The organism is Pseudomonas sp. PDM18, from assembly GCF_014852585.1.
Taxonomy (GTDB): domain Bacteria; phylum Pseudomonadota; class Gammaproteobacteria; order Pseudomonadales; family Pseudomonadaceae; genus Pseudomonas.
This window is the reverse complement of record NZ_JACVBX010000005.1, coordinates 177269-196578: the sequence shown is the minus strand read 5'-3', so window position 1 is coordinate 196578 and position 19310 is coordinate 177269. Positions and strand designations below refer to the sequence as shown.

Below are 19310 nucleotides of genomic sequence, written 5' to 3'. Positions count from 1 at the left end.
CAAATCACGCCAGGCTAGACGCGGGGCGACGGCAATGGTCGCTCCCTTGGCTAGCCCCGCAACGACGCATGGCGTGATTTGCCGCGCAACCCGGAGGGACGGGCCGCATTTTGCGCAGAGCGTCGTTACTCATCGTTCATTTGGAATGACCAAACCACACGATTCGCGCCTAGCCCTGCGCAAAATGCGGCGCCGTCGCGACCTCGTCGAAAGAGCATCAGCCCCATGAGCATCACCTCGCTCAATCGTCCCATAGTGCCCAGCGGCCAGCCCGGCGAGTCGCCCGAGCAGGTCCGCCGCGAGCAGTTGCAGGCGGCCTCCGAACAGTTCGAGGCGATGTTCCTGCAGCAGATCCTCAAGCAGATGCGCAAGGCCGGCGACGTGCTCTCCGCCGGCAGCCCGCTGCGCAGCCGCGACCTCGATACGATGCGCGACTTCTACGACGAGGCGCTGGCCGAGCACCTGGCCTCGCGCAAGCAGACCGGCATTGCCGACCTGCTGGTGCGCCAGCTGTCTGCCGAGCCTGCCGACACCACCGAGCCGGTGGCGCTCGCCGACAGCGGTGAAGCGCTGCGCCGGCCGTCGGTGTCCAGCCGCAACCCGCTGGTGGACACCTGGCAGCGTGGCATGGACCGTCTCGCCCACGCCTGGCAGCAAGGCACGGCGGGCTTCCGCACCCTGGTGGACAGCGTGATCGGCCAGGAGTCCGGCGGCAACGCCGCCGCCGTTTCGCCCAAGGGCGCGCGCGGCCTGATGCAGCTGATGCCCGACACCGCCCGCGAAGTGGCCGGCGAGCTGGGCTTGCCCTACGACGAGCAGCGCCTGACCAGCGACCCTGCCTACAACAAGGCGCTGGGCAGCGCCTACCTGGGCAAGATGCTCGACCGCTACGACGGCCAGCACGTGCTAGCCCTGGCCGCGTACAACGCCGGCCCCGGCAAGGTGGACGAGTGGCTGAAGAACAACGGCGACCCGCGCACCGGGCAGATCGGCATGGCCGACTGGGTGCGCAGCATCCCCTTTGAGGAAACCCGCGACTACACCCTCGGCGTGCTCCGCCGCGTGCGTGAGGCCCAGGCGCCTGCGCAGCTTCCCGGCAGCGGCCTGTCGCCCGAGAGCGGACTGAAGCACGCGCCGCAGGACGGATTTAAGCGCCACGCCGATTTCGTCGCCTATCAGGGACAACAGCCTGAAATTGTTTCCCGACCGGCCTCGGCGGCCTTTGCCCAGCCGATCCGCCTCGAGTCGAAGGAGAATGCCTCTTGAGTATGTTGAGCCAGATCGGCTACAGCGGCCTGCGCGCGGCGCAGATCGCCCTGGCCACCTCCGGCCAGAACGTCGCCAACGCCAACACCCCTGGTTTCAGCCGGCTGAGTCCGGTGCTCGCCTCGCTGGCCGGCGAGGGTGGCCTGAACGTCGGTGGCGGCGTGACGGTGACCAGCATCCGCCGCATGGCCAACGACTTCCAGAACCAGCAGCTGTGGCGGGCCACCACCGAGCAGAGCTACTACGACAGCGGCCAGCAGTACCTGTCCGCGCTGGAAGGCCTGATGGGCGGCGAGGGTTCGAGCATCAGCGTCGGCCTGGACAACTTCTTTGCCGCGCTCAGCGAGGCCACCGCCACTCCCGGCTCGGTCGCCCTGCGCCAGCAGATCGTCAACGAGACCAAGAACCTCACCCAGCGCTTCAATGGCCTGTCCGGCAACATCGACAGCCAGCTGCGCGCCCTGCAGGAGCAGCGCGGCTCCATGGTCGGCGAGATCAACGGGCTGACCGCCAACCTCGCCGCGCTGAACAAGCAGATCGTCGAAGTCGGCTCTTCCGGCGGCGACACCACCGCGCTGCGCGACCACCGCGAAAGCCTGGTTCAGGACCTCTCCAAATACGCCTCGATCCGCGTCAACGAAGTGGCAGACGGCTCGCTCACCGTTTCCCTCGCCAACGGCCAGCCACTGGTGGCCGGCAACTCCGCCGGGCAACTGGCGATCAGCCGCACCTCCAGCGGCGAGCAGGAGATCGCCCTGACCTTCGCCGGCACCAGCTTCCCGCTGGCCCAGGACGGCATGGGCGGTTCCCTCGGCGCGCTGTTCGACACCGAGTACGACACCCTGCGACCGAACCAGACCGCCCTGCATGAGATGGCGGGGCAGTTCGCGCAGATGGTCAACGACACCCTGGCCAATGGCTTCGACCTGAAAGGTAACCCTGGCCAGGCGCTGCTGACCTACAACGCCGGCAGCACCACGGCGATGCTCAGTGTGAACGACCTGAAACCCGAGGAGCTGGCGCTGTCTGACACTGCGGGCGAGTCCGGCAACAACGTGAACCTGCTGGCGCTGCTCGATCTCAAGGGCCAGTCGATCACCCTCTCCGGCAGCCAGGTGACCCTCAACGACGCCTTCGCCGGCCTGCTCGGCAAGGTTGCCAGCGCCAGCCGGCAGAACCAGGCCGACCAGAAGACCGCCACCACCGTGGCCGCTCAGGCGCAGGCGCAGCGCGACAGCGTCAGCGCAGTGAGCCTGGATGAAGAGGCGGTCAACCTGATCACCTACCAGCAGGCCTACCAGGCCAACATGAAAGTCATCAGCACCGCCAAGGAGCTGTTCGATTCGATGCTCGCGGCCTTCTAGGTCCCTGGCTAAGGAAAGCACCATGCGCATTACCAACGCACAGATCACCGCGCTGATGGGCGGCTCGATGAACAGCAACTCGGCGGCCCTGGGCAAGCTGATGCAGCAGATGTCCAGCGGGCAGCGCATCCTCCAGCCCTCCGGCGACCCCATCGCCAGCGTGCGCATGCTGCGCATCCAGCGTGAGGAAGCGAGCCTGGCGCAGTACCGCACCAACATCGGCAACGTCTCGGGCAACCTGTCGACCCAGGAAACCAACCTGCAGGCGACTTCGGACGCGATGCTCAACGTGCGCGACCTGCTGCTCTGGGCGGCCAACGGCTCCAATACCGGTGGCGACCTCAACGCCATGGCCGGTGAGCTGGAGAACATCGAGAAAACCATCGTCAGCTTCGTCAATGTGCGCGACGAGGAAGGCCGTTATCTGTTCTCCGGGACTCTGAGCGACACCGCTGCGGTGACCTACGAACCGCTGACCGACACCTACGTCGCCACCGGCAACGACAAGTCGCGCCAGGCGGCCGTGGCGAACGGCGTGCAGGTGGAAGAGAACGTCACCGCGCTGGGCGTGTTCGGCAGCAACATGGACTTTCTCAACCAGTTGCATGCCACGGTAAAAATGCTCAAGGACCCGGCGCTGGACGTCACTGATCCTGCGGTGCACGCCCAGATCGCGGCGACCATCGACAGCCTCGACGGCGCCCACGACGGCGTGCTCGGCGCGATCACCGAACTGGGCGGCCGGCAGAACACCCTGACCATGCTCAATTCGAGCAACGAGGAGGTGTCGCTGGTGAACCAGAAGATCAACGGCGAGCTGTCGCAGCTGGACTATGCCGGCGCGAGCATCGACCTGAACACCTACCAGCTGGCGCTGCAGGCCACGCAGAAGACCTACCTGAAGCTCAACGACCTGTCGCTGTTCAGTCGCCTGTAAGTTTCTTCGTAGGGGAGCCGGGCCGCGCCGCAAGGAGGTCTGGACGCCAATCGGCGGCGCAGCGCCCGACTCCCCTACTTTTTATCCCGCCTCCGCCCGGCCACAGTGCCGGGCGGAAGCACATCCGGTGCAGAGGTCACCATGAAGGTCATCAAGCAACTGCCGGCCGCTGCGGTATTCGACCCGAGCGCCCGCCGCGACGTCATCCTGCCCTCCACCGGCGAGCGGCAGAACGCCCTGCGCAAGAACGATGAGAAAAGTGAGAACGCCGCGCAGATGGCGCGGGGCGCGCAGAAGAGCGGCAGCTTCAACCTGCAGCTGAACCAGCAGTTGTCCTCCATACAGTCGGCCGACAGCTACCTGGGCGACCTGCAGGACCGTCTGGGCGGCCTCAAGCTCAACCTCAGCCGCGAACTCAGCGCGCCGCAGTCCCAGGACCGCGAAGGCGTGCGCCAGGCCACCCGGCAGGTCAATGAGCTGCTGGAGCAGCGCGCCCAGCGTTCGGACGGCAGTCTCGACGCCAACTTCCGCCTGCGCCTCAACGAACCGGTGCGTAGCCGCTTCAGCCTCGAAGGACTGGAGTCGGTGCAGGATATCCAGCGCTCGGGCAAGGAAACCCTGCTGTTCAGCGCCGGGCGCCAGCTCGGGGAACCGGCGGCGGTGGTGCTGGACGATGGCATGAGCACCGAGCAGGTGCTGCGCCGCTTCAACGCCACGCTCGGCCAGGCGGGCATCCGCGCCGAACTCGATAGCGACGGTGCGCTGAAGTTCTCCGCCCCCGAGGCCGAATGGCAGCAGCTCAAGGGCCAGCTGGCGGTGCAGGGCGAGGGCAAGCTGTTCGCCAAGGGCAAGAACACTCGGCTGAAAAGCCAGGAAGAAGGGCTGCTGGCGTTCCCCACCGAGATCAAGACCGACGCTTTCCGCGAACAGCGTCAGTTGCTCGATTCGGTGGTGTCGGCGCTGGATCGCATCGGCGGTCTGCGCGACCAACTGCGCCATCGCCAGGACGACATCCGCGACTTCCTCGACCGCCACGCCAGCGAAGACGAACGCGAGTGGGCGCACACCTTCGCCGCCTCCATGCTCGACCGCATGGGGCGCAGCGCCACGCACTACAGCGCTGCGGCGCAGACGGTGGTGGCCCAGGCCAACCTGAGTCGCTTCGCGGTGGTGAGCCTGCTGGCCTGAGATGCACAGGCCTCCCGGGCACGGCTTTCGTAGGGCGCATAACGCGCCAGCGTTATCCGCCGTGCGGGTTGCGGCGGATAACCTGTTCCAGGTTATGCGCCCTAAGGGTTAGAACGGTGCGTGGGCTGTTCGCGAGCAATAACGATGGCGTCCCCCTCGCTCCTACGAAGAGCAGCCTGTGCCTGACCTGTAGGAGCGAGCTTGCTCGCGAACCGCACGGCACCCAAATTCCAGGCAATAAAAAAGGCGGAGCCCAGCTCCGCCTTTTTCGTTTCATCCGGTGATCACGCCAGCTTCAGCAGGCCCATGCCCAGCACCAGCATCGCCAGGCCGACCCAGCCGCGCCACACCAGGCGCTGGCCGAACAGTGCCCAGCCCATGGCGACGGTGGCGAGGATGCCGAAGCCGCCCCAGATGGCGTAGGCCACAGACAGCTCGATACCGCGTACCGCCTGCGCCAGCGCGGTGAACGCGCCCAGTACGCAGAGGATCGAGGCCGCGCCGATCATGCGCTTGCGGAAGCCGTCGGAGTACTTGAGCAGCAGGTTGGCGATCACTTCCAGGACGATGGCCAGGCCCAGCCAGGCCATCGGAATCAGGTCATGGTTCAGCATGTCACGGCCTCCCCATTCAGTTCACGGCGCTCTTCATGACGGCTGGTACGGGTACCGGATTTCACCAGCAGGATGCCGGCGATCATCACGGCCAGGCCCAGGGCCTTGTCCAGGCTCAGGTGCTCGCCGAGGAAGAAGGCGCTGACCAGGGTGATCAGCACGATGCCGATGCCTTCCCACAGGGCGTAGGCCACGCCGACCGGCACGCGCTTGATGGCCAGCGACAGGAAGTAGTACGACAGGCCGATCATCACGTACATCAGCAGCAGCCCGGCGACCGGGAACAGCGTGTGGGTGAATTTCATCGAGGTGGTGCCAACGACTTCGAAGCCGATGGCGGCTAACAGATAGATCCAGGAACGCATGGTAAAGCCCTCCCACGGGCAGCCGCGCGCAGTCTCGCTAAGAGCATCCTTGCGGCGGTTTCGGTTCGGGTTCGGTGGTGCCGACTCGGGCGGGAATCACCTGTGAGTGATCACCGCGCTTGGCGCCACCAGAAGGTGGTTGCCGAAGGGAGGAGCTAGAGGTCGCCGGTCCAGTGACGCTCGCGCGAAACCAGGCGGGAAGTGGGGAGAGGTAGAGCCTTGATGTTCAACATAATGAACACATTGTGCCCATTTTCCGCTTTGCTGGCAAATCGACCCGGCTGATCTGTGTCATCGTCGCCCGTTAAATGGCGCCTGTGAGCCCGGCTGAATCCTACGCGCCATCAGGGTTGTGCAATATTTTGTTCACAGTGCTCGGCCTGCGACAGCGCGCCACAGCCATGACCTGCGCCGGGCCGTTTTGGCGTGCGGCCTGTTAGCATCCACCATCGATATCCCGTCGGAGACTGCGATGATCGCCCTGCGAGAAGCCTGGAAGGCCGGACTCTTTGGTCGTGAGCACTGGACGCGCAACCTGGTGGCCGGGGTCATCGTCGGCGTGGTCGCGCTGCCGCTGGCCATGGCTTTTGCCATCGCCAGCGGGGTGAAGCCCGAGCAGGGCATCTACACGGCGATCTTCGCCGGCGCGCTGGTCTCGTTGCTGGGTGGCAGCCGGGTGCAGATCGCCGGGCCCACCGGCGCCTTCATCGTCATCCTCGCCGGCGTCACCGCCAAGTACGGCGTGGATGGCCTGCAGATCGCCACGCTGATGGCCGGCGCGATCCTCGTGCTGCTGGGCGTCAGCCGCCTGGGCAGCATCATCCGCTTCATCCCCGCGCCGGTGATCGTCGGCTTCACTGCCGGCATCGGAGTGATCATCTGGGTCGGCCAGTGGAAGGACTTCTTCGGCCTGCCGGCGGTGACCGGCGAGCACTTCCACCAGAAGCTCTGGCACCTGGTCCAGGCATTGCCGCAACTCCACCTGGCAACGACCGGGCTGGCGTTGCTGAGCCTGGCGCTGGTGCTGTTCACCCCGCGCATCGCTGCGTTGCGCCGGGTGCCCGGCCCGCTGGTGGCGATGGTCGTGGTGACGGCCATCCAGTCGCTGTTCCACTTCGACGGCGTCGCCACCATCGGCAGCGCCTTCGGTGGTATTCCCCAGGGCCTGCCCAGCTTCAGCCTGCCGGAAGTGACCCTACCCCGCGTGCTCGAACTGATCGGCCCGGCCTTCGCGATCGCCATGCTCGGCGCCATCGAGTCGCTGCTCTCGGCGGTGGTGGCCGACGGCATGGCCGGCACCCGCCACGACTCCAACCAGGAGCTGATCGGCCAGGGCATCGCCAACCTGGTCACCCCGCTGTTCGGCGGCATCGCCGCCACCGGCGCCATCGCCCGCACAGCGACCAACATCCGCAACGGCGGCAACAGCCCGTTGGCCGGCGTCACCCATGCCGCGACCCTGGTGCTGATCCTGCTGTTCCTCGCGCCGCTGGCCTCGAACATCCCGCTTTGTGCGCTGGCGGCGATCCTCTTCGTGGTGGCCTGGAACATGAGCGAGGCGCGGCACTTCCTGTTCATGCTCAAGCGCGCGCCGCGTGCCGACGTCGCGATCCTGCTGGTGACCTTCCTGCTCACCGTGTTCAGCGACCTGGTGATCGCGGTGAACATCGGCGTGATCCTCGCCATGCTGCACTTCCTGCGGCGCATGGCGTCCTCGGTGGAAGTGCATGCCGACGACGGCCCCGAGCTGGACGTGGAACTGCGCGGCCGCGGCCTGGGCGAGCTGCCGCCCGGTGTGCTGGTCTACAGCATCGAAGGGCCGCTGTTCTTCGGCGCGGCGGAAACCTTCGAGCGCGCGCTGGCCAAGACCCACACCGACCCGAAGGTGCTGATCATCCGCCTGCGCCATGTGCCGTTCATGGACATCACCGGTTTGCAGACGCTGCAGGAAGTGATCGAGCAGTTGCAGCGGCGCGGCATCGAGGTGCGCCTGTGCGAGGCCAATGCGCGGGTGCTTGGCAAGCTGCGCAAGGCGGGGGTGCTGGAGGAGATCGGCGCGGGGTATCACCCGGATTTCCCGGCGGCGCTGAGCGCGAGTGTCGAGCCCTGATCGAGCTTGGGTGCTAGCACTCGCTGCGGACTAACAGACGATGTAGGAACGGACTCGTAGGGCGGATAACGCCTGAGGCGTTATGCGCCCTACAGGATCAACCCTGCATCAGCTCTGCCAACAATTCTTCCTTGAGCTTGGCCAGCAACGCATGCCCACGCTCCCGCGGATGCGGCAGATCGACCCGCACCTCATGGCGAATCCGTCCCGGCCGCGCGTCCATGACGATCACCCGGTCGCCCAGGTACAGCGCCTCCTCCACGTCGTGGGTGACCATGATCATGGTGCTGCGCTGCTGCACCCAGATGCGTTGCAGTTCGTGTTGTAGGCGCACGCGGGTGAGGGCGTCGAGGGCGCCGAAGGGCTCGTCCAGCAGCAGCACCTTGGGCCGGGTGATCAGCGCGCGGGCAATGGCGGCACGCTGCGCCATGCCGCCGGAGAGCTGGTGCGGGTAGGCCTGCTCGAAGCCGGTCAGGCCCACCAGTTCCAGGTGCCCGGCAACCAGCTCGCGCTTCTCGGCGCGGCTGAGTTTCTGCTGTTTCAGCGCCAGGGCGACGTTCTCTTCCACCGTCTTCCAGGGGAACAGCCGGTGGTCCTGGAACACGATGCCGCGCTCAAGGCCCGTGCCGGTCACAGTCTGGCCGTCGAGCAGGATGCGCCCGCTGTAGTCGTTCTCGAGGCCGACGATCAGCCGCAGCAGCGAGGATTTGCCGCAGCCGCTGGCGCCGACGATGCTGACGAACTCGCCGGGGCGCACGTCCAGGTTGATGTCTTCCAGCACCGGCAGGCTGCGGCCGTCGATGGCGTAGGCCTTGCTCAGGCCCTGGATGGCCAGCGCGCCGTGTTGCGCCTGCTGGGCCGGAAGGAGGGCGGGGTCGAGGATCGCGTTCATGATTGAAGCACTCATGGCAGAGGGTTCAGCGCAGGTTGCGCCAGCGCAGCAGGTGGCGCGCGGCGCGGGCGAACAGCTGGTTCATGGCGTAGCCGAGCAGGCCGATGCTGAGCACGCCGATCACCACGATCTCCATGCGCGAGCCGGTCTCGGCGTTCATCATCAGGTTGCCCAGGCCCATGCCGGTGGAGAGGAACAGCTCGCAGCCCACCGAGCTGACCCAGGCGAAGGCCAGCGCGTGCAGCACGCCGTTGCTCAGGCTGGGCAGCGCGCCGGGCAGCAGCACTTCGCGGAACTGCTGCCAGGGGCCGAAGGCGTACAGGCGGCCGACTTCGCGGTAGCGCTTCTCCACGTCGCGGAAGCCCTCGAAGGCGTTCAGCGTCATCGGGTAGAAGGCGGCGAGGCTGACGATCAGCACCTTGGACGGCTCGCCGCTGCCGAACCACAGGGCGATCAGCGGGATCAGGCCGAGGATCGGTACCTGGCGGATCGTGTGGTAGAGCGGTGCGAACAGCCGCTCCAGTGGTCGCGACAGCGCCATGCCGGCGCCCAGCGCGAAGCCGGCGAGCACGCCCAGCAACAGGCCGAGGCAGGTGCGTTGCAGGCTGGCGGAAACGCTCAGCCACAGTTCGCCGGTGCGGATCAGCTCGACCAGGCCGGCGCCGATGCGCTCCAGCGGCACGAAGGCGTAGGCCGCGCTGGCGCCCTGTTGCGACTGCCAGTGCCAGGCGGCGATCAGCAGGGCTGGCAGGACCAGCCCACGAAGACTCTTGAGCAAACGGATCATGGCGTCGGTCTCCAACGCAGCAGGCGCTTCTCCAGCAGGCGGAAGGCAAAGTCGAGGACGAAGCCGATGGCCCCGGTGACCACCACGCCGACCATCACGATGTCGATGCGCAGCATCTGCCGGCTCAGCTCGATCATCTGCCCCAGGCCACTGTCGGCGGCGAGCAGTTCGGCGGCTACCAGCACCATCCAGGCGCGGCTCAGGCTGATGCGCAGGCCGGTGACGATGGGGGGCGCGGCAGCGGGGAAGGCGACGTCGCGCAACAGGCTCCAGAGCGGCAGACGGTACACGCTGGCAACTTCGAAGTAGCCGCGCGGAATGCCTTTCACACCCTCGCTCGCCGCGAGGGCCACGGGGAAGAAGGCGGCCTTGGTGACGATCAGCACCTTGAAGGTTTCCTCCACGCCGAAGAACAGGATGAACATCGGGATCAGCGCGATCGACGGCACCTGGCGCAGGGTGTGGAAGAGTGGCGCGCAGTAGGCTTCCACGGTCTTCGACAGGGCCATGGCGGTGCCGAACAGCAGCCCGCCGACGGCGCCGATGGTGAAGCCGATAGCCAGGCGCGACAGGCTGTTCACCACGTGCTCGCGCAGCTCGCCGCTGGCCAGCAGGTCCTGGAAGCTGGCCCAGACTTCCGCCGGTGGCACCAGCAGTTGAGGCGGGAACCAGCCGGCGCGGGCGGCGACGAACCAGGCCAGCAGCAGAAGCAGCGGCGAGGCGAACCAGCTCAGGCGATCGAATGTTCGGCTCATGTCTCAACCTCCTGCCCGAGCAGCGGCCCGGCGTTCTGGCGGCGCTGTTTGCGTTGCCAGCAGAACAGCGCGGCCAGCAGCACCAGGGGAATCCAGCAGAGGAACAGGTTGCCCAGCCCGACGAAGTGGCTGATCGCCCCGCCCAGCAGCGCGCCGGAAAAACTGCCGGACATGGAGGCGAGGTTGAACAGCCCGGAAATCTTGCTCTTGTCCATGGCGTGCTCGCCCAGTTGGGCCATGTTCACCAGGTGGATGAGCGCCGCCGCCGCGCTGAGCAGCACGCCGCCCAGGGCCAGCAGCCAGTAGTCGCGGGCGACGCCAAGCAGCAGCAGGGCGGCCAGCGCTGCGCTGAGGCTGCCGACGTAGGCCAGGCGCCGGCCGCTGCGTTCGATCAGGTAGCCGAAACCGAACAGGCCGAGCACCGAGGCCAGGCCCTGGATCATCACCAGGCTCACCGCCTGGCCTTGCGAAAGGCCGGCGACGTCCATCGCCAGCAGCAGGATGAAGGTGCCGAACAGCGCGCTGGTGGCGGCGCTGAGCAGCTCGACCAGGCAGCTCTCGGCGATCTCGACGTTGGCCAGCATGGCGCTGACCTGTTGCAGCAACCCGCCGGTGGCGGCGGCCACGGGCACGTCATCGCTGGGCGCCTCGCCTTCCCAGAAACCGAGGCTGTAGAAGGCCATCAGGCCGAAGCACAGGCCGATGGCGGCAAAGCCCCAGGTGAAGCTCGCCGCGCCGCTCAGCCAGTTGCCCAGCAGCGGGCCGAGCAGGCCCATGCCTAAGGTCAGCGAGCCGCGGTACCAGCCGGCCTTGTCGTTGCCGATGCGCTTGAGCTGACGGAGGAAGGCGCTGTTCATGGCGACGATACGGAAGGGGATGCACAGGCCGATCAGCAGGCGTGCGAAGGCTAGCCACAGCCAGCCGCCAAAGAGTGGGATGGCCAGGTTCAGCAGCATCGGCCCGAGGCTGGCGAGGAAGTACACGCGGCGCGCGCCGAAGCGGGCGATGACGAAGCCGGCCGGCAGGGTGAGGACCACCATGCCGAGGGCCTCCATGGCCGAGATGATGCCGATCTGCATGGCGTTGGCGCCGATGCTGATGGCGTAGAGCGTGGTGACGATCTTCGCCATGCCGATGGTGGCGCCGCTGAACGCCGCCAGCAGCATGAAGTTGATCAAGAAGGCGGCGGGCCGCGCCGGGCTAGATGGCGACATCGATCTTCCCCAGCAGGGCTTCCAGCGGGCGCGGGTCGATCCAGTCGTCGACGCTGAAATCGGTACCGATGAACTCCCAGCGCTGGAGGAAGGCGGTGAGATCGCGCAGGGCGTTGACCGAGCGCTCCGCCAGGTTGGTCTGCAGGCGCAGGTGGGCGTCCTCGCCATAGGCGCTGGCGACCCAGAACTCGCTGGTGTTCAGCTCGCGGGCGAGGAAGCGGCGGGTCTCCTCGGGGTGCGCCCAGGCCCATTGCTCGGCACGCAGCACAGTGTCGAGCACCAGCACAGCGGCATCGAAATGCTCATCCAGCAGTTGCTGGTCGACGGTCAGGGTGCGCGGCGTGCCGATGTTGGAACGCACCAGCGGCTCGGGGTGCGAGCCGACGTCCAGCACCACATGCAGGCCGAATTCGTGGGCCAGCTGCAGGCCGTGGGCGCCCTTGAGGAAGATGGCGTCGATGTCGCCGCGCAGCAGCCCGATCAGCTCGTTGTTGCGCTGCACCACGCGGTTGCCCTTGAGCGCCACCTGGGCGCCGAACACGTGGCGTACCGGGTCGTCGCTGAAGGTGCCGCCGTAGGGGTAGTCCACCAGCTCGACGTCGCGTACCTCCAGGCCTTCCAGGCGCAGGGCGTTTTCCAGGCCGCGCAGGGACTGGGCGCGGGTGAAGTCGATCTGCACGTTGGCCCACTTCGGCAGGCCGAAGCGCCGGTGGCGCAGGTCGCGGATACTGCGCACGCCGCTGTCCGGGGCGCTGACGATGAGCTGAACCTCGTCGCTCCACGACAGCCCGACCACCCGCGTGCGCGCGCCGCTGGCGCGGGCCCAGATGGCCGGGATGTTGCCGCCGTGGCGTACGGAGTAGGGCAGGTGATGATCGAAGTGCGCCTCGCGCACCTCGCGTTCGGACGACTCGCGCAGCGACTGGATGCGCGTGCCGAAGGGGCGGAAGGCCTGGGCCAGGCGCCCGGACTCGACGGCGATGCCGAGACCCGTGGGAACGGGGCTGTGGGTGTACCAGAGGGTTTCCAGCGGTGTGCTCATGGGTGTCCGTCAGGGATGAAAGCCCCCGCGCCGTCGCGCGGGGGCCAGGTCGGGAAACAGAGGGATTCGCCCTCGTGACGTTGTTCAGCCAGTCTTCTGTGCCAGGCGGCTGCGCAGGGCTTCCAGCGGGCGCGGGTCGATCCACTCGCGCACGTCGAAGCGCGCCGGGATGAAGTTCCAGCGTTGCAGGAAGTCGGTGAAGTCCTGCAGGGCGAGGATCGAACCCTCCTCGAGGTTAGTGCGCAGGCGCAGGTGGGCATCCTCGCCGTAGGCGGTGGCGACCCAGAACTCGCTGCTGTTGGTTTCCCGCGCCAGGTAGCGGCGGGTGTCGTCCGGGTGCTGGTGCGCCCAGTCTTCGGCGCGCAATACCGAGGCGAGGATCGCGGTGGCAGCGTCGGGGTGCTGTTCCAGCAGGTTGAGGTCGACGCTCAGGGTGCGCGGCGTGCCGTTGTTGGAGCGGATCAGCGGCTCCGGGTGCGCGCCGGTGTCGATCACCGTGTGCAGGCCGAACTGCTGCGCCAGCTGCACGGCGTGGGCGCCCTTGAGGAAGATCGCGTCCACTTCGCCGCGCAGCAGGCCGACCAGCTCCGGGTTCTGGCTGCGCCGGCGGCTGCCGCCGTGGCCGGTGATGCCGACGATGTTGCCTGGCGCCTCGTCGCTGAAGGTGCCCTTGAGGCCGAAGTCCACCAGCTCCAGGTCGCGCACTTCCAGGCCTTCCAGGCGCAGGGCGTTTTCCAGGCCGCGGATGGCCTGGGCGCGGGTGAAGTCGATCTGCGCGCCGCTCCAGTCCGGCAGTCCAAAGCGCCGGCCTTTCAGATCGCGCACGGTGCGGATGCCGCTCTCTGCGGTGGTCAGGATCAGCTGCGCCTCATCGGCCCAGGACAGGCCGATCACCCGAGTTTCGCGGCCGCTGGCGCGGGCCCAGATGGCCGGGATATTGCCGCCGTGGCGCACCGAGTTCTGCAGGGTGTGGTCGAAGTGCGACTCGCGCACTGCCTGGTCGGCGGACTCGCGCAGCGATTTGATCTGGGTGCCCTGCTCGGCGAGGGATTCTTCCAGCCAGCCTTTCTGCACGGCGATGCCAAGGCCGGTGGGGACCGGGCAGCGGGTGTACCAGAGGGTATCGAGGGGACGGGACATGTTCAGCTCCTTGTGGCTCAGGCGCGAGCCTTGAGTTCGTGGATGTCGGCGCGTTTGCCCTGCACCAGCGGCAGGACTTCCTGGCCGATGCGCAGGGCTTCTTCCAGGTGCGGGTTGCCGGCGAGGATGAAGGTGGAGAAGCCGGCGTCGCGGTATTCGGCGAGGCGTTCGGCGACGTTCTCGTGGCTGCCCACCAGGCCGATGGTCGGGCCCGGCTTGGCCTTGCCGAAGCCGGCCCAGAGGTTGGGGCCGATGATCAGGTCGTCGAAGCGCTCGACGTTCTGGTGGTAGGCGGTCTGCCGCGCGGCGCCGACGGAATCCGAGCCGGTGGCGAAGTTCTTGATGAAGGCGCTGGTGCGCGCGTCGATGCGCTCGTACTGGCGGCGCAGTTCGCTCCAGGCGGCCTCTTCGGTCTCGCGGGCGAACAGGTCGATGCGGATGCCGAAGCGGATCTCGCGGCCCTGCTTGTCGGCCAGCTCGCGCACGCGTTCCAGGTGCGGCTTGAGCTTGTCGATGGGTTCGGCCCAGTTCAGGTAAACATCGGCGTGCCTGGCCGCGACGTCCAGCGCCGGGTCCGAGAAGCCGGAGAAGTACACGCCGGGCTTGCGCACGTTGCGCAGTGCGATCGGCAGCGAGCCGTTCTCCAACTGGTAGATGTCGCCCTGGTAGGAGAACTGCTCGTTCTTCCACAGGCCGTCGATGATGTCGAGGAACTCGCCGGTGCGCTGGTAGCGCTTGTCGTGTTCGAGGAAGTCGCCGTTGGCGCGCTGGCTGGCGGGGTTGCCACCGGTGATGATGTTCCACTCCAAGCGGTCGCGGGACAGGTGCTGGAGGATCGCTGCCTGCTGTGCGGCGTAGGCGGGCAGGGTCCAGGCGGCCTGGAAGGCGATCAGGAATTTGATCCGGCGGGTCTCGCGGGCCAGTGCGGCGGCGGCGATCCATGGCTCCGGCCCGGTGGGCAGCAGCGCGCCCTCGAAGCCGGCGATCTCGGCGGCCTTGGCTACCTGGGCGATGTAGTCGATGTAGGTGAAGCCGTCCGGCTCGCCATTGGGCAGGTGGCCCGGCGCGATGTTGCCAGGGCGCTCGATGTGGCTGCCGCGGTTGTTCTTGTCTGAGGCGAGATAGGGACCGTCGCTGCCCAGCGGCAGTCGCCAGAAGAATTCGGTGCTCATGGCCTTGCTCCTTTGCTTTTGCGGGGGCAGCGTCGTGCTGCTCGTGCAGGGTATTGAGCAAGGGCTGTGCCCAAAGCCTGCAGGCCAGGCGGGACGGGGCTTTCAGGATGAATTGCTGCTCTGGCAGCAGGACGTTTGTCTGTACAGCAGCAGTGGGTCAGCAGGGGATGCTGGGCGGGCAGCAATTTTGCCCGTTCAGCCAGGGTTGGCGGCCTTTGTTGGTTTTTTTGAGTTTTAACCTGTTGATTTTTAGAGATATTTTTTAGTGGCACAACTCCTGCTCAGTCAGTGGAAGACCGCCCCGCGGTTCATCCATCCCCCGATTGCCAGGAGGCACTCCATGTCCACCCTCGACCCGCAACTCGCCAGCCAGCTCGAACAGGTCCGCCGCGACTTCGCCAAGGCCTTCCGCGTGCTCAAGGAGAGCCGCACCCTCACCGCCACCAACACCTACCAGGCCTACGTGCGGGTACCGGATAGCGACCAGGTGATCGCCGTCCACGCGCCAAGCCCCTGGGCCGACGACCAGGAAATCCGCGCGGTGGTGGCTACCTATGACGGCGAAGTGATCCTCGACGAAAGCATCCCCGGCGCGACCCCGCTCAGTGGCCGTGGCGCGGGTGGCAACGGCAAGCGCTATGCGGCGATCTTCCAGGCGCGCCCGGAGGTGAACGTGGTGATCCACGTGCACACCGCCTACCTCGGTGGCTGGGCCAGCGCCCACCGCGTACTGCCGATCCGCTACGCCGCCTCCCAGCGCGTGACCCTGGCCCGCGAGCTGCCGATCTACATCGACCGCCGCCAGCCCGAGCCGCTGTTCATCCTCGACAAGCTCGCCGAGAACCCGCACACCCCGGCCATCCTCGAAGCCAACGGCGGCGCTACCTTCTGGGGCGAGGACCTGATCAAGGCGTCCAAGCTGATCCTGCTGCTCGAAGAGGGCGCCTACTTCCAGGGCCTCGCCGAAAGCCTCGGCGGCTCGAAGGAATTCGGCCCCGGCGTGCTGGAACAGCAATGGAAGATGACCGGCCTCTGGGAGCAGGGCCAGAAGCTGCTGGGCGCGGCGGCCTGAGTTTCTTCCCGGCATGAAAAAGCCCTCTTGCGAGGGCTTTTTTGTGGCCGTGGTCCTTGTCCACGCCGCATCTCAGCTCACTGCTTGGCCGCCACCGCAGGCCCCGAGCTGCGTTGCCAGAAGCTTTCCAGCTGCTGGTTCTTCAATCCCTGCTCGACGAACTTCGGTTCCAGCAGGTCATCCACCTTCACCTCGTTGCGGATCAGTTTCGCCTTCAGACTGTAGGCGATGCCGTCGGTGTAGTGCTGGCGCAGGGCGTCGTCGTAGAGCGGGGAGAAGTGCGCGGCCCAGGGCTCGCCGGCGACCTCGCGCTGCAGCACGCTCAGCGGAACACCGGAGCGGGCCTGGGCGTTCTGGTACTCCGCCTGGTTGGCGTCCTGGGAGACCCACCACGCGGCTTTCAGGTAGGCGTCCACCACCAGCTGGGTGAGGTCGGGATGGTCCTTGACGAAGTCCTTCGCGCCCCAGACTTCGGCGCGCATCTTCCAGTCCGCCGGGGCCTCCTTGCTCGACCAGATGATGCGGCCGACCTGCTTGTCTTCCAGCAGGAAGGCGTCGCTCAGGGTGAAGAACGCATCCACCCGCCCGGCGCTCAATGCAGCGGCCCCGGCCTGGGGGTTGAGGTTGAAGATGCGGAAGTCCTCGAAGCCCAGGTGGTTGGCGTCCAGCAGCTTGGCGAACGACAGCTCCCACGGCCGGCCCCTGTGCAGGGCGATGCGCTTGCCCTTGAGGTCGGCGATGGATTTCGCCGTGGAGCCCGGCGGTACCACCAGGTAGACGTTGTTGCCGATGCCGCCAGGGACGATCAGTTGGGTTTGCACGCCTGAGGCGTTGGCGATGATCGACGGCAGGTCGCCGTAGAAGGCGAAGTCGATGCGCTTGTTGGCGAACTCCTCGTTGACGAAGGTGCCCACCGAGCCGGTGGTGGCGGGCACCCATTCCAGCTTGATATTGCGCTGGGCCAGTTGCTGCTCCAGCCACTTGTCGCGGTCGATTACGTAGGCCGGGCCGTTGAAGGTGATTTGCCCGGCGTTGGCGTAGGCCACGGTGGCGATGCGCAGGGTGGTGGGCTGCTCGGCGGCCAGGGCGCCGCTTGCGAGCAGCACGGCGGCGGCCGGCAGCAGCCGGCGCAGCGCGCGATGCAGAAGACTCATGGGGATTACCTCGCTCAGAAGTCGGTGGTGACCGAGACGCCGAAGGTGCGCGGGTCACCGAACATGACGGCGGCGGTCTGGTAGCCGGTGGGCAGGGTGTGGTTGCGGTATTCCTTGTCGGTGAGGTTGTTTACGTAGGCGGTGACGCGCGTGGTTTCGCCCGGCAGTTCGTAGGTCACCCGCGCGTTGCCCAGGGTGTAGCCACCGGTGCGCATGTTCTGGCTCTGGTCGTTGGTGAAGAAGTACTGGCGGCTGCGGGTGTTCCAGTCGGTACCCAGCACGACAGCGCCGCCAACGTTGAGCGGGATGCGGTAGTCGGCGCCGATCACTGCCGAGACGTTCGGCGCGCGGACGAAGTGGTTGCCGGAGTAGTCGTTCGGGCCGGAGGTATAGTCGGTGAACTCGGTGTGCAGCAGGCCGAGGCCGAAGTTGACGTGCAGGTTTTCCACGGGGATGGCTTCGAGCTCGAATTCGGCGCCGTACGCCTCGCCCTGAGCGCCGTTGGCCAGTCGCGAGACGGTCTGGTTGTTCACCGCGGTGACGATGTTGAGCTGGATGTCCTCGTAGTCGTAGTAGAAGAGGCTGGCGTTGGCGTTCAGGCGGCCGTCGAACCACTCCGATTTCAGGCCCAGCTCATAGGAGGTGAGGTATTCCGGATCGACCTTGGCGACGGTGGCCTGGCTGGTGACGCCGGCGTTGTAGCCGCCGGAGCGGAAGCCGCGTGCATAGCGGAAGTAGGCGCGGGCGTTGTCGGAAATCCGGTACTCGGGCGTCAGGTCCCAGCTGTAGTCGCTCCAGGTGTTGCTCTCGTCCTGGGTGGCGTTGACGACCAGCGGGGATTCTACGTTGCCCGGCTGCCACCAGTGGCCGTCGCCGAATCGCGCCGTGCCACGGTTGACCAGGCGCTCCAGGTCGATGTCCTTGGTTTCGCGGGTCCAGCGCAGGCCGGCGGTGAGGCTGAAGTCGTCGGTGAAGTTGTAGGTGGTACTGCCGAAGATCGCGTAGCTCTCGGTCTTCTGGTCGTAGCTGACGTTGTTGTAGTAGCTGGGGATGTAGACGTTGGGCAGCGCCGCGTTGGCGTTCTTCGATTCCAGGTCTTCGTTGAAGTAGTGGAAGCCCAGCACCCAGTTCAGCCGGTCGGTGCGCGGCGAGGCCAGGCGCAGTTCCTGCGACCATTGCTGGCTGTCGGCGTAGCTGTAGCTGCGCTGCAGTTCCTGCGGGGTGTTGTCGCTGTCGGTCCAGCCGTCGCGGGTGAAGTGCTCGAAGGCGGTGATGGAGGTCAGTTCCAGCTCGCCCAGTTGCCAGACCAGGTTGAGGTTGCTGCCGGCCTGGTCGATCTCGGCCTGGTACTTGGCGTTGAAGTTGGCCTTGCCCAGTTCCGGGTCGATGGAATAGCCGAACTGGTTGGTGCCGTTCGGGCGAGTGCCGTAGCTGACGGTGTTGTAGCTGGCGGTGTCGTGGTAATGGCGGGCGTGGACGTTGAGGTTGGCGTCGAGGTTATCGTTCACTCGCGCGGCCAGCTGCAGGCGCACGGCGTCGTCTTCCAGCGCGCCCTGGTCGTCGCCGTCGTTGATGTTCTCGGTGTAGCCGTCGCGGCCCTGATGATGGAAGGACAGGCGCCCGGCCAGCTTGTCGTCGACCAGCGCATCGCTCACCGCGCCTTCGACGATGCGGTTGGCGTAGTTGCCCATGTCGACCTTGAAGTAGCCCTCGGGGCTGAAGGTCGGCTTGCGCGAGATGAAGTTGATCGCGCCGCCGGTGGTGTTCTTGCCCCACAGGGTGCCCTGCGGGCCGCGCAGCACTTCCACGCGCTCCTGGTCGAACAGCGGGAAACCGGTGGCGCTGATGTTGGCGATGTACACGTCGTCGACGTAGATGCCAATCGGGCTGACCGTGTTGGCGCCCTGGTCACCAGTGCCCAGACCCCGAATCCACCAGCGTGGGCGGCCGTGGCCGTCGGTGGTGCCGGCGGAGGCGTTGGGGGTGTAACGGGTGACCTCGCTGGCCGATTGCAGGGAGGCGTCGCGGATCTTCTCGCCGCTCAGTACGGTGATCGGTGCTGGCACTTCCTGTACCGATTCCTCGCGCTTCTGCGCGGTGACCACCACCTTGCCCAGGGTTGGCGCGGCGCTGGCTTCTTCCTTGTTCTGCGTATTGTCATCGGCCGCGTAGGCATTGAGGCTGGCAAGCCCCAGGACGACGGCGAAGGAAAGGGTATTGCGTTTGAACATGGTGTCC

The 19310-nt window shown here is 66.7% G+C and carries 17 protein-coding genes; 6 read left to right on the top strand and 11 right to left on the bottom strand.

Annotated features, from left to right (window positions below; translation table 11 throughout):
• Window positions 1-225 precede the first annotated feature (225 nt).
• From IB274_RS12860 to IB274_RS12845, 4 genes are all read left to right on the top strand, one after another.
• Window positions 226-1266: a lytic transglycosylase domain-containing protein gene (locus tag IB274_RS12860; RefSeq protein WP_192432346.1), complete on the top strand. Its 1041-nt coding sequence runs from the start codon at window positions 226-228 to the stop codon at window positions 1264-1266.
• Entirely contained in the window at window positions 1263-2630 is a 1368-nt protein-coding gene (flgK, locus tag IB274_RS12855) for a flagellar hook-associated protein FlgK (RefSeq protein WP_192432345.1), read from the top strand. The genes IB274_RS12860 and flgK overlap by 4 nt, the downstream gene beginning before the upstream one ends.
• 22 nt (window positions 2631-2652) lie before the next feature.
• Entirely contained in the window at window positions 2653-3567 is a 915-nt protein-coding gene (flgL, locus tag IB274_RS12850; protein WP_192432344.1) for a flagellar hook-associated protein FlgL, read from the top strand.
• A gap of 141 nt (window positions 3568-3708) precedes the next feature.
• Window positions 3709-4755: a hypothetical protein gene (locus IB274_RS12845; protein WP_192432343.1), complete on the top strand. Its 1047-nt coding sequence runs from the start codon at window positions 3709-3711 to the stop codon at window positions 4753-4755.
• Between the two features lie 284 nt (window positions 4756-5039).
• On the opposite strand, the gene mdtI is transcribed toward IB274_RS12845, so the two are convergent.
• Window positions 5040-5369, bottom strand: coding sequence for a multidrug/spermidine efflux SMR transporter subunit MdtI (mdtI, locus tag IB274_RS12840; RefSeq protein ID WP_192432342.1), 330 nt, complete (start codon window positions 5367-5369; stop codon window positions 5040-5042).
• Window positions 5363-5734: an SMR family transporter gene (locus tag IB274_RS12835; RefSeq protein WP_192432341.1), complete on the bottom strand. Its 372-nt coding sequence runs from the start codon at window positions 5732-5734 to the stop codon at window positions 5363-5365. Before IB274_RS12835 ends, mdtI begins: the two co-directional genes overlap by 7 nt.
• Window positions 5735-6206: 472 nt before the next feature.
• Here IB274_RS12835 and IB274_RS12830 point away from each other — a divergent pair, with 472 nt between their 5' ends.
• Complete coding sequence (locus tag IB274_RS12830) at window positions 6207-7844, top strand: SulP family inorganic anion transporter (RefSeq protein WP_192432340.1); 1638 nt, start codon at window positions 6207-6209, stop codon at window positions 7842-7844.
• A gap of 97 nt (window positions 7845-7941) precedes the next feature.
• On the opposite strand, the gene IB274_RS12825 is transcribed toward IB274_RS12830, so the two are convergent.
• From IB274_RS12825 to IB274_RS12795, 7 genes are all read right to left on the bottom strand, one after another.
• Window positions 7942-8736: an ABC transporter ATP-binding protein gene (locus tag IB274_RS12825; RefSeq protein ID WP_192432492.1), complete on the bottom strand. Its 795-nt coding sequence runs from the start codon at window positions 8734-8736 to the stop codon at window positions 7942-7944.
• Between the two features lie 25 nt (window positions 8737-8761).
• A complete protein-coding gene (locus IB274_RS12820; RefSeq protein WP_192432339.1) occupies window positions 8762-9523 on the bottom strand; it encodes an ABC transporter permease in 762 nt (253 codons plus the stop codon).
• On the bottom strand, window positions 9520-10278 hold the full coding sequence (locus IB274_RS12815; RefSeq protein WP_192432338.1) for an ABC transporter permease: 759 nt from the start codon (window positions 10276-10278) through the stop codon (window positions 9520-9522). Before IB274_RS12815 ends, IB274_RS12820 begins: the two co-directional genes overlap by 4 nt.
• The gene (locus tag IB274_RS12810; protein WP_192432337.1) at window positions 10275-11492 is read right to left on the bottom strand and encodes an MFS transporter; all 1218 of its coding nucleotides are present in this window, start codon (window positions 11490-11492) and stop codon (window positions 10275-10277) included. The genes IB274_RS12815 and IB274_RS12810 overlap by 4 nt, the downstream gene beginning before the upstream one ends.
• On the bottom strand, window positions 11479-12534 hold the full coding sequence (locus IB274_RS12805; RefSeq protein WP_192432336.1) for an ABC transporter substrate-binding protein: 1056 nt from the start codon (window positions 12532-12534) through the stop codon (window positions 11479-11481). The genes IB274_RS12810 and IB274_RS12805 overlap by 14 nt, the downstream gene beginning before the upstream one ends.
• An 84-nt stretch (window positions 12535-12618) precedes the next feature.
• Window positions 12619-13674 (bottom strand): ABC transporter substrate-binding protein, encoded by a 1056-nt coding sequence (locus IB274_RS12800; RefSeq protein ID WP_192432335.1) that lies wholly within the window; start codon window positions 13672-13674, stop codon window positions 12619-12621.
• Between the two features lie 17 nt (window positions 13675-13691).
• Entirely contained in the window at window positions 13692-14846 is a 1155-nt protein-coding gene (locus tag IB274_RS12795) for an LLM class flavin-dependent oxidoreductase (protein WP_192432334.1), read from the bottom strand.
• A gap of 340 nt (window positions 14847-15186) precedes the next feature.
• Here IB274_RS12795 and IB274_RS12790 point away from each other — a divergent pair, with 340 nt between their 5' ends.
• Entirely contained in the window at window positions 15187-15918 is a 732-nt protein-coding gene (locus tag IB274_RS12790; RefSeq protein ID WP_192432333.1) for a class II aldolase/adducin family protein, read from the top strand.
• 77 nt (window positions 15919-15995) lie between these two features.
• Here IB274_RS12790 and IB274_RS12785 read toward each other — a convergent pair whose 3' ends face one another.
• Together IB274_RS12785 and IB274_RS12780 are read right to left on the bottom strand one after the other, a co-directional pair.
• Window positions 15996-17072 carry an ABC transporter substrate-binding protein gene (locus tag IB274_RS12785; RefSeq protein ID WP_192432332.1) on the bottom strand — a complete coding sequence of 359 codons (1077 nt, stop codon included), beginning with the start codon at window positions 17070-17072 and terminating at the stop codon, window positions 15996-15998.
• Between the two features lie 14 nt (window positions 17073-17086).
• On the bottom strand, window positions 17087-19303 hold the full coding sequence (locus tag IB274_RS12780) for a TonB-dependent receptor (protein WP_192432331.1): 2217 nt from the start codon (window positions 19301-19303) through the stop codon (window positions 17087-17089).
• Window positions 19304-19310 lie beyond the last annotated feature (7 nt).